6 protein-coding genes are annotated in these 16,382 nt (G+C 58.8%); 3 read left to right on the plus strand and 3 right to left on the minus strand.

All coding sequences use genetic code 11. The annotated features are described in order from the left end of the window. Positions 1-412 precede the first annotated feature (412 nt). A complete protein-coding gene (locus GBB11_RS00830) occupies positions 413-2,629 on the plus strand; it encodes a hypothetical protein (RefSeq protein ID WP_151548641.1) in 2,217 nt (738 codons plus the stop codon). A 213-nt stretch (positions 2,630-2,842) separates the two neighbouring features. Here GBB11_RS00830 and GBB11_RS00835 read toward each other — a convergent pair whose 3' ends face one another. The 3 genes from GBB11_RS00835 to GBB11_RS00845 all read right to left on the minus strand — a co-directional run bounded on the left by GBB11_RS00835 (position 2,843) and on the right by GBB11_RS00845 (position 6,420). Next, complete coding sequence (locus GBB11_RS00835; RefSeq protein WP_151548642.1) at positions 2,843-3,763, minus strand: S1 family peptidase; 921 nt, start codon at positions 3,761-3,763, stop codon at positions 2,843-2,845. Positions 3,764-3,961: 198 nt separating this feature from the next. Next, positions 3,962-5,557, minus strand: coding sequence for a PTS ascorbate transporter subunit IIC (locus GBB11_RS00840; RefSeq protein ID WP_151548643.1), 1,596 nt, complete (start codon positions 5,555-5,557; stop codon positions 3,962-3,964). Between the two features lie 41 nt (positions 5,558-5,598). Continuing rightward, a complete protein-coding gene (locus GBB11_RS00845; RefSeq protein WP_151548644.1) occupies positions 5,599-6,420 on the minus strand; it encodes a PTS sugar transporter subunit IIA in 822 nt (273 codons plus the stop codon). Positions 6,421-6,577: 157 nt separating this feature from the next. On the opposite strand from GBB11_RS00845, the gene GBB11_RS00850 reads away from it, so the two are divergent. Together GBB11_RS00850 and GBB11_RS00855 are read left to right on the plus strand one after the other, a co-directional pair. Next, a complete protein-coding gene (locus tag GBB11_RS00850; protein ID WP_151582257.1) occupies positions 6,578-11,596 on the plus strand; it encodes a DEAD/DEAH box helicase in 5,019 nt (1,672 codons plus the stop codon). A gap of 1,166 nt (positions 11,597-12,762) precedes the next feature. Further along, on the plus strand, positions 12,763-16,212 hold the full coding sequence (locus tag GBB11_RS00855; protein WP_151548645.1) for a proline dehydrogenase family protein: 3,450 nt from the start codon (positions 12,763-12,765) through the stop codon (positions 16,210-16,212). Positions 16,213-16,382: the final 170 nt, after the last annotated feature.

The following is a 16,382-nucleotide window of genomic DNA, read 5'->3' on the forward strand; positions in this document are numbered from 1 at the left end:
CCCGCACCTCGTTCCTCGCTCGCCGCCTGGGGGCTGCTGTGGCTCACTGGATGGCTGTCTCTATAGGAAGAGCCGGACCACTTTCACCGCGCTCGCAGTGCTTTATAACACCACTTCAGCTACCAATGCAGACATGGTTACGCGTCGTGTATTTCCTTTTCCCAGCTTTGAGTAGGCGCAACGGGTGAGTGGACGCTGGTGTAGGTATCCACTGCACACGTCATAGCTGACCACACCCTAGCTGTTTATCTGTGGAGAATTTCGCAGCCGGCGGCAGGTACAGGCAGGGCAACGATTCTTCTGCTAACGCTACTGTCGTCCTCTCTTTAAAAGAGTAAATACTGCTCACACGCGACCGGAGACGCGATATACTTCAGTGCGTAAAAACACTCCACCGCACAGGAAGTTCCTCATGGATCTCACCGCCGTCACCACGTATTCCCAGAAGCGAATGTCCCTCGTGGAGTCTCGTCTCGCTGCTCATAGCAAACTCACCCCTAGTCTTCCCGACGTCGAGAGCTTCACACGATGGGTCAATTGGGCAGCCCCTAAATGGCAGTACACCAATGGCGTGCCCAATGCTCTCTATAACAAGCTCGACGGAAATACTAAGCCCACGAACTATGAGCTGGGCGATATCATCTGTCTCGACGAGACAAACTCGGACTATCCGTGGAAAGCGGGCTTCATCAGTCTCATCTTCCCCTTCCCCGTCAGCGCGCTGCCTGAGCAGAAAAATGATGAGAACCCTTGCCGTAGCCAGGTACCGGGTAGCAGCTGGCATTGGGGACGCTACCGCGGCACCAGTGTTTTCGGTAGCGTCCACGGGGAAAAGGTATCGACACACAAGCACTTGGGTTCTGGAATCAAACAGTACTTCAGCTCACTGGCGTCCATGTTTGGCACAGAACCCGACGCTTCCCACATGACGGCCGATGCCTTCCCCTTCCTAGATTCCTCTCCACTAAGCGCAGATGAGCTCGATAGCGAGGAGCTCGTGGAGCTGCAAGAGGAACTGCGCAATGCTCGATTTCCGCATGCAGGCCAAGGGGTAGATCACACACCTGAGGTACTCAACTACGTTCGCACCTTCGATCACGGCTCGCCCTCAACATCGTGGACTCTCTGGAAGGCCACTAACCCCTCTGAAAGAAAAGACGCCCTGAGACTGACAGACGACCCTGACGGCTACATCGAGCTGCGTGCACTGGAGTTTCTCCGCTTCAACAAGTTGAAAGACTCCAGCCCCTCGAGAGATGACGATGGGCCGGAGAGTGTCCCTCGAGCCTTTCTCGTCTGTCATCTACAGTGCACAAACCTTACTCATACCGGGCTCGCGTTGGTCTCTAAGATGCTTACCCGTCCTCGTGACGGCATTACCATCAGAGACGGCAACGATCCTGGTGTGATTATCGGCCCCTATGTGAGCAAGAGAGACACCACACGCCAGTACATCGATCCTGTTTCAGGTGAGGTAAAAGAGGGCCATGCCCATGGTTTCTTACGCGATCTATTCTCCGTTGCCACCTCCACCATGGACTGCTATTTCCCGGCTCTAAACGATGAAACAGAACAACGACTTCCTGTCTCATTATCATCCGGAGGGTATATTCAGGCCATAAACTTCACCGGCACGACATCGAAGTCACGATTCCATGAGAGCATCATGCCTTTCAGGATTATTTCACTCATCCCCAATGATTGCGTTGCGGAAGAGACTACATATTCCGAGCACTGTATCAAAGATAAGAATATTTCCATTCCAGACGGCTGCACATACCCAGAAGTCTGGTGCGAGGCATGGGCGGAATCCATCATCAATTCCCAAGACCGCTTCAGCGCCGAGCTGAATACCCTGGACTCTTCGGCGGAGCAGCACCACGAGGTCAATTCTTTCGCTAACTGGTGCTTCCGCTCCAGCTCCACATGCTTGGTGGGTATTAAGCGACAGTCCGATCTCGATCACGACTTGTTCTTCGCCGGGCTCAGCCAGACCCGCTTCGTTGATATCTGCCTGCTTGCTATGCGGCAATACCTTGGATTGGTGCGCTTCCACAACCGGATGGAAAACGGCATCTACGACTTCCGTTCTGTCCGCACAAGCGACACTGGCCTCTCAAGCATGGCCATTGATGCCGACTCACTGAGCGAGGCAACCGACCATTTTGACTTGCTCAATCTCGACTATCTTCGGTTCCGCAATAAAATCTGGCAACGCACCATACCCAAGCGTCCCTTTGCCACCGCGTTGCTGCATCTACTGCAAGATCGTTTGGGCGTGAGCGAGCTTTCTGCGGAATTCGATAAGGAGATGGACTTACGCAAATCTATTTTGCAGTCACGGTATGACCGCGAAATGTTGCGTATCCGCGAAAAGGATGAGAAAGCACTCCGCAAGGAACAGGAGCGGCAGTATCAAGCCGAACGTACCACCCAAATAGTCTTTGGCATCGTTGCACTGCTCGTCGGTGTCATTCCCGCCTACGAGTTTATGCCCTTTTTCGGCAACGAATCTGGAGATCCGGTTATCTTCTACTGGCAGATAGGCACGGCCGCGCTGCTCTGTGGATTTCTCTACTTGTACACACGCAGGAAAAATAAATCGACCAAGGGCAGAGATGATGGCTAGCGAATCACCGTGACAGCGTGAAGTGCCGCCTCGCGTATTTCGCTAACGGAACGCGTTAGATCGAGGGCCACACACCCCATAGGGTGACCATCCAGCACCCAGCGTTGCTCGCGTGGAAACTCAGACTCATCGTTATAGCCGAGGTCCGCGTAGACCAACACTCCCGCCACGGGTTCAACCAAGAACGCGATTCATGGATCAGTCACCGTGATACTAGCTGTAGAGCGTGATGTCGAAGTGTTCAAGAACAGGCGCGATCGATGCAAAAGTCTCACGATCGGGCTCATAATCGCTACCCGAGGATACAAACCCGGCTGCATATAGCTTGTCCTCAATGATCGCGAATGCTGGGCCACCGGAGTCACCATGATCAGCCGGCGCATGGGCTTCAAACATAAGCTCACTGAACCCCTTGCGGTAGTCCCCGCAGCTAAGGCCAGTACGCCACCCGAGGCGACAGATCTGGGGGCGGAACTCGTCCATCTGATCAACCGTCAGATATCCCACCAAGGAGGCTGTAAACGGCGGGGTAGAACGCCAGACCGCCTCGGATCGGGAAACATCCACCAGAGCCCAGTCTTTCTTATTAAGAGTGAATTCAGACTCCACCACCCTGCCGAGAAACACCTGCTCGCCGTATTCATCGCGAGCGTAGATATCATCTCCTCTATCGCCACAATGTCCTGCGGTGATCATGAAGTCTCTGCCTTCAGCACGTCCGAAAAAGCCCGCGGAACACTCCGTGCCCGCAGCTTTGTTGAACACCTTTACTCCCGGCACCACGGTGGTGGAATCAGAAAGCCACTGCCAATCCGCACTGTTGTGGTACCGCACTTTGCCCTCGGGCAGAGGTTGGCGTTCCTTTGTTGGAGGTGGCTGCCCTTCTGGGGTGAAGTTCTGGCTCGGAGCTGCAGCGGTCGGTTCTGGGTTCGGTGCGCCTTTCGCCGTTGAAGTTACCGTGGTGGTGCGCGTGGACTTAGCACCAGTGGCCGATGTGCCCGCGATTTCGTTGGCAGTCGAACCACTCCCACATGCTGTAAGCGATAGCGCAAGAACTGCAGTGGCCGCCACAGTAACTGGACGTTGAAGTATGCCTGGAGACTCAGGATCTCGTTCGGCTAAGAAAGCTTTCATGGGACACTCCAACGCAAGCGGCTATTGGTTTCAAGGAGGCAGTGCTTTGGCGCCAAAGGAGCACCAGAACAGTGAGGATGAGGGTACGTCGCGATCTTCGCTAGGACGAAACTAACTTTCCGTAGACGATTTCGGCATAGCGCCCTCGGAAGAGTTACCGGTTCCCATAGCAGAACTACGTTCCCTCGAACCCCATCATCAATCTACCGAAACGTTCTTTCGATTTACCGGCACCGGTGCGCCCTCGGGCGGCAAGATCTTCGGGTACTTCCTCCCGTTTCCTCCACCCGCGGCCTCATTCTGAGCATCACCGCCAACGGCCGAGTCCACTGCCCCACCCGCGTTGCGTCCAGGCGCCGGATCCCAGTGGCCGTCCACAAGCCGGCGCTGGCATACCCATCCAATTCCAAACAGCGCAGCGCCAAGTACCGCAATAAGCACCAGTCCGATGGCTCCGCCTCCTCGGGAGGACCAGCCCAGAAGCAGTCCCAGCCAGCCAAAGTCGGCATCGCCGAAGGTGGTGTTCTCCTCCCCGAAGGCGCCGAGAACCCCAAGGAGGAACGCCGGCAGGAAGGTAATAAGCAAACCATTAGCGAAGGCACCGCAGACCGCACCGCGACGCCCGCCTACGGCGTTGCCGTACACGCCGGCGGCACCACCGGTAAAGAAGTGCGGAACGAGTCCAGGCAGGATCAGCGCTACCCCGAAAGCAGGGTTGAGCCATGCAGAGAGAACACCGAGTCCCACCAAACCGCCGAGGAAGGAGGAGATGAACCCAACCAGCACGGCGTTTTGGGCGTAGGGGAACACGATGGGTGCGTCGAGCGCCGGGATGGCTCCAGGCACAACTTTGGCAGCGATTCCTTGGAATGCTGGCACCAATTCACCCAGAATGGTCCGCACACCGAAGAGGATCACGGCCACTGCTACGCCGAACTGCAGGCCTTGGGTGAGCGATTGCATGAGGTAGTTCCCCACCCCAGTCGCTCCATCAGGAAATGCGGTAAAGGCTTCTTCAGTTCCAGCCCGTGCGATGAACAACACCGCAAGCACCACGTACATCAACGCCATCGAGAGTGCTGTGGCCACCATGGAGTCGCGCAGGAACCGCAGTCCCTCAGGCAGATTGAGTTCTTCGGTAGAAGGCGATTGCTTAGAGCCCTTGCCGCCGACGACCTTGGCCACGGATCCAGAAAGCACATAGCCTGCGGTGCCAAAGTGGCCGATAGCAATCGAGTCATCTCCGGTGATCTTCCGAGTCCATGGGTGTGCGATGGCCGGCAAGGAGACCATGACGATGCCCAACAGCAACGCACCTGCAATCACCACCACCCACGGGGAATAGCCTGCCGGGGCAAGCACCATTACCAGCAATGTGGCCATGAACAGCACGTGATGCCCGGTGAGGAACACGTACCGCATAGGAGTAAACCGCGCGAGCAGGAGGCTCACAACGAATCCAAGGATCATGATCCACGCGACTTGCCCGCCGAATTGGTCCTGCGCGATTCCCACGATCGCTTCATTGGTAGGTACGACGCCATGCGCACCCGTAGCCCCAGCGATCATGGCGCCGAGCGGCTCGAGCGATGCGGTCACCAGCCCTGCGCCAGCTCCAATGAGGAGGAAGCCGAGAGTGGCTTTGATCGCCCCGCCGAGTACGGTGCCGATTCCGCGCCCCATCGCGGCCAAACCCACGGCGGTGATGATGCCGATGAGGAATGCTGGCACTGACAGGATTTCATTGACGAGGAAGTTCGCTACATCAAGAGTTATTTGGGTCACTGAACTCATCGGTTATGCCTTTTCGCGCCTTGTGATGTCTTCTCGTAGTGCTAGATGTCGTAGAGCTCGCGCAGGGCGGTGTCTACTTGTTGCGTGGATGTGAAGTCGTCGACCACGTATACCGGCACGCCCACATCGCCGAGGGTTGCCGCGATCGCGCCAGAGGTGAGCAGGAAGTCTGCCTCCCCGGCGCGGCCTTTGGCTGAGATGGTGTCTGTGGCTTCGACGGTGAGATAGGGTGCCCATCCCCACTCTTCGAGCACCTGCTCAAGGGTGTTTTTGAGGAAGAGCGATGTGCCCAGCCCGTTACCGCACACAGTTAGGATCTTCCCTTTGGAAGGCACGGAGTCGGCGCTAGGGGTGTGCTTTCTCGTGTCTTCTGTAGGTGTTCTCACTGGTGTGGTGCCAGCCGGTTTAGGCGCATCGTGTGCCTCGCCATTCAAAATGGCTCGCAGGCTTTCCTCGCTATCGGCACTGTCCAGGTCTTCACGTCGTGTGCGTAGCAGTTTGGCGAAGTCCTTCATCGCCTCAAGGTGGGCGCTGAAATCTGTTGCGGCTAGTGCGGCAACGATATGCACAGGGTCGTTGCTGGCGTGGCCAAAACGTACTGGCGTCTCTAGTCGGAGCCATGCGAGAGCGGAGTGTGTCACGGCCTCGCTGGGCCGCGCGTGCGCTAGGGCGAATCCCGGCGCGAGCACGATATAGGGACCGTTGTCTTCCACGCTGCGTACCATCTGCGCGGTGTAGTCAGCGGTGGTTGCACCGGCGTCCTCGAGTAACTGCCCAGCTAAGCGTATCGCTTCTTGCCAGTCGTGTGCCTCGCCGTGGAATGCTGTAGCTCCAGGGGCGAGTAGCGTGTCCAGGCTTGCCATGTGCTCTCCCTTCCTCACGTGTCTACGACTTAGGCTACATCACTGTTCGGCGGCTACTTATCGACGCTCACAGTCACCCCGCCTTCTGTCTCAAAATTGAACCATTGTGGGTGTAAACCTTCTCCCGACGGTGAGACTATTGGCCATAATGGTCCTCATGTCTACCTTCGCTGAGGCCCTCGAGCAGCTCCGTGCCAACCAGCCCAATCCCGCCCGTTATGGCTATGCCTTTGAGCGGTTGATGGTCAATTACATCAAGGCTGATCCGGTGCTGAGTACCGAGTATTCGGAGGTGTATCAGTGGTTGGATTGGCCGTACACCAATGGCCGCTCGGATTACGGCATTGATCTGGTGGCCAAGCGTGCCGAGGATGGCGCGTGGACTGCGATCCAGTGCAAGTTCTTTGACGATGCCACCACGCTGTCTAAAAGGCATCTCGATTCTTTCTTTGAGGCCTCGGGGCGTTCCTTCCGCACGGAGTCCGGTGTGGAGCAGTTCGCTAATCGCGTGATCATCTCTACCAAGGATGCGTGGAGTAAGAATGCGGAGTCGATGCTGGAGAATCAGGTTATTCCTGCGGCTCGCATCGGCTTGGCGGATATCGCCCAGTCCCCTATTGATTGGGATCTCACCTTCCCTGGCGACACGGTAGAGATCAACCTCACCAAGAAGGAAACCTTCGAACCGCGCCCGCATCAAGAGCGCGCTATTGCTGCGGTGATGGAGGGCTTAGAAACCCACGATCGGGGCAAGCTGATCATGGCTTGCGGCACCGGTAAAACCTTCACCTCGCTGCGTTTAGCCGAGCGGGTTGCCGAGGCCAATGGTGGCCGAGCCCGTGTGCTGTTTTTGGTGCCGTCTATCGCGCTGTTGAGTCAGACGATGAAAGAGTGGCTGGCTCAAACCCGCATGGACCTTAAGCCTTATGCGGTGTGCTCTGATTCGAAGGTTTCGAAGAAGGCCGAGGATATCGCGTCCTATGATCTGGAGATTCCCGTCTCTACCAATGGTGCGGCTATCGCTGAGCGTTTCTCCCACGGCCGCCGCGCCGCCGGGCTGCAGGTGATTTTTTCCACTTACCAGTCCATTGAGGCTATTCACGACGCCCAACAGCAGGGTCTCGATGATGTCGATCTCATTATCTGCGACGAGGCCCACCGCACCACCGGTGTCACCCTCGCCCACGAGGATTCCTCGAACTTCGTGAAGGTCCATGATCCGGACTACATCCGCGCCACCAAACGCGTGTACATGACGGCCACCCCGCGGCTGTTCGATCAAACGGTCAAGGACAAGGCCGAGGAGCACTCGGCGGAGATCACTTCCATGGACGATGAAGCGGTCTTTGGCCCAGAGTTCTTCCGTCTCGGCTTCGGCGATGCCGTCGATCATGGCCTGCTCACCGACTACAAGGTGCTAGTCATGACAGTCGACGAGGATGTCGCCGCCGAGGCCCTGGCTCGGAAAACCGGCACGGAGACCGGCGGCATTAACCTCGCCACGGCCTCCGCCATGATCGGCGTCTGGAATGCCCTAGCCAAACGCTCTGGCACGCTCCAAGGTGGAAAGGCCGGTTTCAGCGCCACCGAAGCACCCATGCACCGCGCCGTGGCCTTCGCCAAGGACATCAAAACCTCCACCACCATTGCCACCACTTTCCCCGCGCTGATCGCCAGCCACCAAGAGCAGCTCCGCGAGAACTCTGCGCTTGACAACGCCGCCCTGCACAACATCGACCTCAGCATCAGCGCAGAACACGTTGATGGTTCGATGAACGCCATGCAGCGCAACTCCCGCATTTCCTGGCTGGAGTCCACCATGAACGAGCATGAGGCTCGCATCCTCACCAACGCTCGCTGCCTCAGCGAAGGTGTGGATGTGCCGGCACTCGACGCCGTAACCTTCTTCAATCCGCGCAATTCCATGGTTGATGTGGTCCAATCCGTGGGCCGAGTGATGCGCAAGAAGGAGGGAAAGGACTACGGCTACATCATTCTTCCCGTCGCGGTTCCCCCGAACACGTCGCCGTCGCAGGCACTCAACGACAACACCCGCTTCAAGGTCGTGTGGCAGATCCTCAATGCGCTCCGCGCCCACGATGAGCGCTTCAACGCCAAGATCAACTCCATCGCGCTCAATTCCCCGGCCGACACACTGGACGCTGAGACAAAGAACGGTGCCGAGGCGCTGCCTTTGGAAGTCGATCACGTTAGCAGCACCCGCGAGATAATCAACGAGACAAACACCGCCACTGACTCCGCGAGCAGCGAGGAGGGCGTTACTGAATCCACCCTGGCGTTGTTCTCCCTCGAGCAGTGGGAAGAGGCCATGTATGTCAAGGTGGTTGATAAGGTTGGCTCCCGCACCTACTGGGAAGACTGGGCAGACGATGTCGCCTCCATCGCTCAATCCCAAACCCAGCGCATCACCAAGCTGCTAGCTATCGCGGATGTGAGCATTAAGGAAGAGTTCGATCACTTCCTCGCCGGTCTGCGAGGCAACCTCAATGATGCGATCACAACCGAGGAAGCCATCAGCATGCTCTCGCAGCATCTGATCACCGCCCCAGTATTCAACGCACTCTTCAGCGAGCACGACTTCGCCCACCACAACCCAGTCTCTCGAGTGATGCAACGCATGGTCGATGCGCTCGAAGGAGCCAATCTTGACGCGGAAACAGAGTCCCTGCACCGCTTTTATGATTCCGTGCGGGTACGAGCCAGCGAAGTCACCTCAGCCTCCGGCAAGCAACAGGTGGTCAAGGAGCTCTACGAAAAGTTCTTCCGCAAAGCCTTTAAGAAGCAATCAGAGGCCCTCGGCATCGTCTACACCCCGGTAGAGATTGTCGATTTCATCCTTCGTAGCGCTAATGAGCTCTCTACCACACACTTCGGCAAGGGCTTGAGTGATCCAGGCGTGCATGTGCTCGATCCCTTTACCGGCACCGGCACCTTCATGGTGCGGCTGCTGCAGTCTGGACTCATCCGGCCCGAGGACCTGGCTCGAAAATACGCCACTGAGCTCCACGCCACCGAGATCATGCTGCTCGCCTACTATGTGGCCGCCGTGAACATCGAATCCACCTACAACGCCCTCAAGGCAGAAGAAGCACGGCGCAACGACGAGCCTGAACCAGAGTTCGTCCCCTTTGAAGGCATTGCACTGGCCGATACCTTCCAGATCACCGAGGAAGACGACACCCTCGATCTGGACTACTTCAAGGACAACAACGCCGCTATCCAGCGGCAGATGGACGCACCCATCCACGTGATCGTGGGCAATCCGCCCTACTCCGTAGGCCAAACCAGCGCCAACGACAACAACCAAAACCTCAAGTACCCAACCCTCGACGCCCGTATCGCCGAAACCTACGCGGCAAAATCTACCGCGACCAATAAAAACAGCCTCTACGACTCCTACCTGCGGGCCTTCCGCTGGGCCACCGACCGCATCGGCGAGCGCGGCATCGTTGCCTTCGTATCCAACGGTGGCTGGCTCGATGCCAACACCGGCGACGGCGTGCGCCTGTCCATGGCTGAGGACTTTAGCGACATCTACGTCTTCAACCTGCGAGGCAACCAGCGTACGGCCGGCGAACTTTCCCGCAAGGAGGGCGGCAAGGTTTTCGGTTCTGGGAGCCGCAACACCGTAGTTATCACCATCGGTATCAAGGACCCCACCGCCTCTGGCTGCACCATCCACTACCGCGACATCGGCGACTACCTTAGTGCTGAGCACAAGCTCGAGATCGTCGAACATTCCTCCCCTGCCACTATCGACTGGACCACGATCACCCCCAACAGTCACGGCGACTGGCTCAACCAGCGCAGTGCGAAGTACGAGAATTGGCCGGTTCTTGGGAGTAAGAAAAACACTTCCCAGCTCATGGTTTTCAAACGGTTCAGCCGAGGATTGGAAACCGGTCGCGACAGTTGGGTAAATAATTTCTCCAATGATAGATTACAAAATGCTATTTCGTCGCTTTGCAGCACATATAATAATTCACTTGCACCCATCTATAAATGGTTTGAGAATAATAACCATTTAAACAAAAATGAATCTAGTGTTGCAAAGTTCCTCAAGGAGAGAACTAAGTACGCAGACCCGAAGGCGATAAAGTGGTCACGCAGTCTGCGCGCATTCGCAGCTAAGGGCGAGAAAGTGACTCCACAGAGCGGTTCATTTATTCATTCCCTATATAGGCCGTTCTGCACACAGCACGCTTACTTCGACAAGTATTTGAATCACGAGCGCAGCCAGCTCCCCTCGATGTTCCCGACTCCAGAGCATGACAACATCGGGATCGGGGTGTGTTCCACTTCGAATCGCACACCATTCTCAGTACTCGGTGCTGATCGTATCCCGAATCTCGGACTATTCATGGATCCAGTTCAGTTCTTCCCCCGCTGGACTTGGGAACCCGTGAAGGCGCCAGAGGGTGAGCTTGATTTGATGGGAGCTATGGCGTCGGATCACTCAGAGGCCGCGCAGGGCTGTGAGGGCGAGATCCTCGATGGGTACCGGCGGGTGGATAACATCACCGATGAGATCCTCGCCGTGTACCAGAGAGCGCTCGGCGAGGATGTGACTAAGGACGATATTTTCTACTTCGTTTATGGCCAGTTGCACGATCCCTCCTACCGCGAGACCTATGCGGCAGACCTGAAGAAAATGCTGCCCCATATTGAGACACCGAGCTCTCGGGCTCGCTTTGACCAGCTAGCTACCGCAGGCCGGAAGCTCATGGATCTCCACGTGAACTATGAGCAGGTTGAGCCTTGGCCAGTGAAACGGGGGGGGGGGAAGAACTCTGCCGATCTGTCTTCGCGTGAGGCGTGGCGGGTGCAGAAGATGAAGTGGGCCAAGGTCCGCGACCCAGAGACGAACAAGTTGGTTAATGACACCACAACGATCATCTATAACAAGCACCTGACTATTTCCGGCATCCCCGAAGATGCGGAGCGCTACCAGCTCGGCTCCCGTTCGGCACTGGCGTGGATCATTGACCGCTACCAAGTGAAGAAGGACAAGAACTCCGGCATTATCAACGACCCCAATGATTGGGCGGATGAGCAGGAGGCTCCTCGCTACATTGTGGATTTGATCGCCAAGGTCACTCGCGTCGCTGTAGAGACCGTGCGGATTGTCGATTCGCTCAGCGATAACGCGTGCTAGCTAGTGCACTGCCCCTGGACCGTCGGCCTTGTGCAGGGTTAGGCCGATACCTCGCTTGTAGGGCTGCGCAGCAGACTCAGCCCAGCCCCAGCTGGGCTTTGAGCGTCCGGTACACCTCGCTGGGACTCATCCAGCGCAGCTCTTCCACGCGGTTAGTCTCGCGCCTTCAAGGCATGCCTGCTGCAGGATCTCGTGACGCGCGGGAAGCGCCCCTTAGTGCGGTGACGAAGCTGAGGATAGCGATCGCCCAAAATCGCCGCGGGTGCGCGGTAATCCTCCAGTCTGGTTAGAGACCGCCGCCAAGTAGCAGCCACAGGCCAAGGATGATGTATTCGGCAGGCCAGACCAGCGTGGCTGGAGTACCTGGGAAAAGCGCGCACACCACAATCAAACTGGCGCCCACGGCCCTGATGGCAGGCAGCCACGACAGCTTAGACACTTAGGGCCGCTGCATCTGTGGATACTTTTAGGCAATGTATATGTGGCCCACACGACTATCAGCCACACCACGCCGAAATACGCCTCACCGGTATCGAGGAACCACACCACCGAGCCTGGATCAAGCCAGCCCACAGCGAGGGGCGAGACAATGGTGGTCCACAGCAGTGCCACGGTGGGGGTTTGAGTGCGGGGTGGACGTGCGCGAGCGCACTGGGTAACAGTTGGGCGCGTCCCATGGCTAGCAGGATGCGGGAAGTGGAAACAGCACAGCCAAAGAAAGCTGGTGAGTAGTCCGAAAATGCCGACGGAATAGCCGCCCATGGCGAAAGTGGGATGGCCCGCCTCGCAGAACGCGGAGGTGGTGCCAAGGCGCATTAGGGCGATGAGCTGCCAGATTGAAAGGCTCTTTTTTAGATCATTCCTATCGCTTCCTCATTCACATGTATTCGGTGAAATCGGGGAATCCGCCATCGGGTTGCGCCTGTGGCGCTGTCTCCCGGGACACGTTGATAGCAAAAGCCGAGTTTCACCTGCAGCGCGGCTGCAGCTCGGCTACGCCCTGGTGGGCGGCTAGATGGCGTCGATAAGCGAAGCCGAAATAACCCTCCCAGAACAGCGGGGCGTACTGCTAGGCTGGGGCCCACTATCCACTCGCGTGACGCGGCCCACCCCGATGCCCGTCAAGTGTTTTGTACCCGACACACAGAGAGGACGTGAGGCACATCATGCCAATCCGCCTGAATGATGACCTTGAGCAGATCACCGACAGCGCCATTGAGCGGGCGCAACGGTGGATGCGCGAAGCCGAGAGTGCGTCGGTGAGTAGCAAGGAAGCGAAGAACACCCAACTTTTATCCGAGATGGTGCGCTCTGAGGGCGGCATTGACTTCACCATGGGTTTTGTGGACCGGGTGGCACGGCCGGAAGATAATGCGGTATCGGCGCGGGAGCTCAACCGGCTCGCGAGCCCGCTTGATGCGCAGCGGCGCACGCAGAGCGCGATTCCGGACTTTATGGGCGTGGTGAATAAATCGCTGATCACCGCCGGCTCCCTTCTCGCCCCGGCAATGCCGCATGTTGCTATGCCGATCGCGCGCGCCAAGCTGCGCCAGATGGTGGGCCACCTGGTATTTGATGCCCAGGGCTCGAAGCTGGATAAGCTGCTCGATCGCGCCGCGGAGCAGGGCTTTCAGCTGAATGTGAACCTGCTTGGCGAGGCCGTGCTGGGTGAAAAGGAAGCGGATCGACGCTTGGAGCGCACCCTTGAGCTGCTGCAAAATCCGAAGGTTACCTACGTCTCTATTAAGGCCTCCGCGGTGGTCTCGCAGCTGAATCACTGGGACTTTGGGGGCTCGGTCAAGGCGCTCAAAGACAAGATCCGGCCGCTCTATCGCGCCGCGCAAGAACGTGCCGATCGGCCCTTTATCAACCTCGACATGGAGGAATACAAGGACCTCGAGCTCACGCTGCGGCTCTTTACCGAACTCATGGCCGAAGAGGAGTTCCACGATCTCGAGACCGGCATCGTGATTCAGGCCTATCTGCCGGACTCGGTGGGCGCGCTGGAACAACTGGCCACCTTCGCCCGCGAGCGCGTGGCCAACGGCGGCGCGCCGATTAAGGTGCGCATCGTCAAGGGCGCAAACCTCTCCATGGAGCGCGTGGAGGCCGAGCTGCACGACTGGCCGCAGGCGCCGTATATGAGCAAGGCCGAGGTGGACGCCAACTATCTTCGCCTGCTGGACTATGTACTCACCGAGGACAACGCCGATGCCATTCGCATCGGTGTGGCCAGCCACAACCTCTACACTCTCGCCACCGCCATCGAGCTGGCGGATAAGCGCGGGGTGAGCCGGCAGCTCGATATCGAAATGCTCCAAGGCATGGCCCCGGCCCAAAGCCGCGTGGTACAGCGCGACGCTGGGCGCATCATCCTCTACACCCCGGTGGTGCACAAGGAGGACTTCGATGTGGCCATCTCCTATCTGGTGCGCCGGCTGGAGGAAAACGGCGAGCCGCAGAACTTTATCTATGCGATGTTCGCCCCTGATGTCGAAGGGCCCGACCAGCACACCCCCTTAGAGCAGCAAGAGCAGCGCTATCTCGACGCGGTGCGGGAGCGCTGGGAGGTGCGCGATAGCGCGCGGCGCACCCAAAACCGGGCCGAGAACACCGAGGCCCAGCTGGGTCATGACGGGCATTTCCACAACGAGCCCGACACAGATCCCGCCCTCGCGGCCAACCGCGCCTGGGCACTGGCAGCACTCGCCCAGGATCCTGGCGCGCCGGTGTCTGACGTGATCACCGATCCTGCGGTGATTGATCAGGCTGTCGCCCGTGCTCAACAGGCGCATGAGGCGTGGGCTGGGCGTTCCGGGGCGGAGCGCGCCGAGGTGCTCGACCGGGCTGCTGAAGCACTGGGACGCTACCGTGGACAGCTGATCTCTGTGGCGGCGCATGAGGCTGGCAAAACTGTCGACCAAGCCGATCCAGAGATCTCCGAGGCCATCGACTTCGCCCGCTACTACGCAGAATCTGCTCGGGCGATCGACGCGCACTCCGGTGCACAGTTCACGCCCTACTCAGTAGTGGTGGTGACCCCACCGTGGAACTTCCCTATCGCCATTCCCATGGGCGGGGTCTTCGCGGCGCTGGCGGCAGGCTCCGCGGTGATCATCAAGCCCGCACCGCAGGCCTTGCGCTGTGCTGAGGTGGCGGTCGAGGCCCTGCGCGAGGCCGGCATCGGCGAGGACATTCTGCAACTGGTCAATGCCGATGAGGACGAGGCCGGCAAGCGGCTAATCGCGCACGAGGATGTGGAGTCGGTGATTCTCACCGGCGCCTCCGATACCGCAGAGCTCTTCCGCTCGTGGAAGCCAGAGATGGTGATCAACGCCGAAACCTCAGGCAAGAACGCGCTGATCATCACCCCCGCCGCCGATCCTGATCTAGCGGTATCGGATCTCTATCACTCCGCCTTCGGCCACGCCGGGCAGAAATGCTCCGCCGCCTCCCTTGCCATTCTGGTGGGCAGCGCCGGCAAGTCCGAGCGCATCATCAACCAGCTGGTCGATGCCGTCTCTACCCTCAAGGTGGGTGTGGGCACCGATATCTCCACCACCATGAACGGGCTCATCGAAGCACCCAACGAGAAACTTCTGCGCGGGCTGACCACCCTCGAACCGGGCGAGCGCTGGCTAATTAAGCCACGCAAGCTCAACGACGAGGGCACGCTGTGGAGCCCCGGCATCCGCGATAACGTCCAACCCGGCTCCTGGTATCACACGCACGAATGCTTCGGGCCGGTGCTCGGCATCATGCGGGCCCGCGATCTCGATGAGGCCATCGAGTGGCAAAACTCCACCGGCTATGGCCTGACCGGCGGGCTCCACTCCCTCGACGAGGAGGAAATCCGGCACTGGGTGGAGCATGTGGAAGTCGGCAACGCCTATGTCAATCGCGGCATCACCGGCGCGATCGTGCAACGCCAGTCCTTCGGCGGGTGGAAGAAATCCGCCCTCGGCGCCGGGGCCAAGGCCGGCGGCCCGAACTACGTGGCCCAGCAGGGCGTGTGGAGCGAGACTGAGGCAGTGGACATGCCGCCGGTGTCCCTTGAGCCGAGCATCAACCGGGCACTGCGCGATATCGCAGAACGCGCCCACGATGGGCGCCTGGATCTTAACCCCTCCGATCTGGAGTGGCTGCGCCGTGCCGCCCACTCGGATCAGTACTGGTGGGAGCGGGAGTTTGGTCGCACCCACGATCGCACGGGGCTGCAATCCGAGAGCAATATCTTCCGCTACCGGCCGCTACTCGAGTCGCTGCAGATACACCTCGGCGCTGGCTGGAGGCTACGGGATCTGCTGCGTATTCACCTTGGGGCACTACGCACCGGCACCACTGTGGTCGTCACCGGCGATGCCGAGGCGACAGCTGTGGCCCGCGCCGCAGGGCTGAGCGCCCAAGAAAGCGAACAGGTAGCACAGCTGCGGGTCCGCGTGCTCGGTGAGCCGAGTGACGCGATGCGCGAGCACGCAGTGCGCTTGGGCGCCACCCTCCTCACAGCGCCGGTACTCTCCGATGGCCGCCGCGAGCTGCTGCCGCTGCTACTGGAGCAGGCGGTGTCTATTACCACCCACCGCTTCGGTCATCTCACCCCGAACCCGCTGGGATAGGTACCCGAGCTAGTCGAGGGGGATCCCACGGTTGCACGGCGGGTCCGGTGCCACGCTGGCGCGGGCCCGCCTGTGCATGTGTCGATGGAAGGGCCGTGAAGGAGTGCCGTGGTGACGGTGCGTGATGACGGTCCGTGAGAAACGCGCGCTGCCGCTTCCCTGCTCTCTCG

Source organism: Corynebacterium sp. 74A (assembly GCF_008930665.1).
Taxonomy (GTDB): domain Bacteria; phylum Actinomycetota; class Actinomycetes; order Mycobacteriales; family Mycobacteriaceae; genus Corynebacterium; species Corynebacterium megadyptis.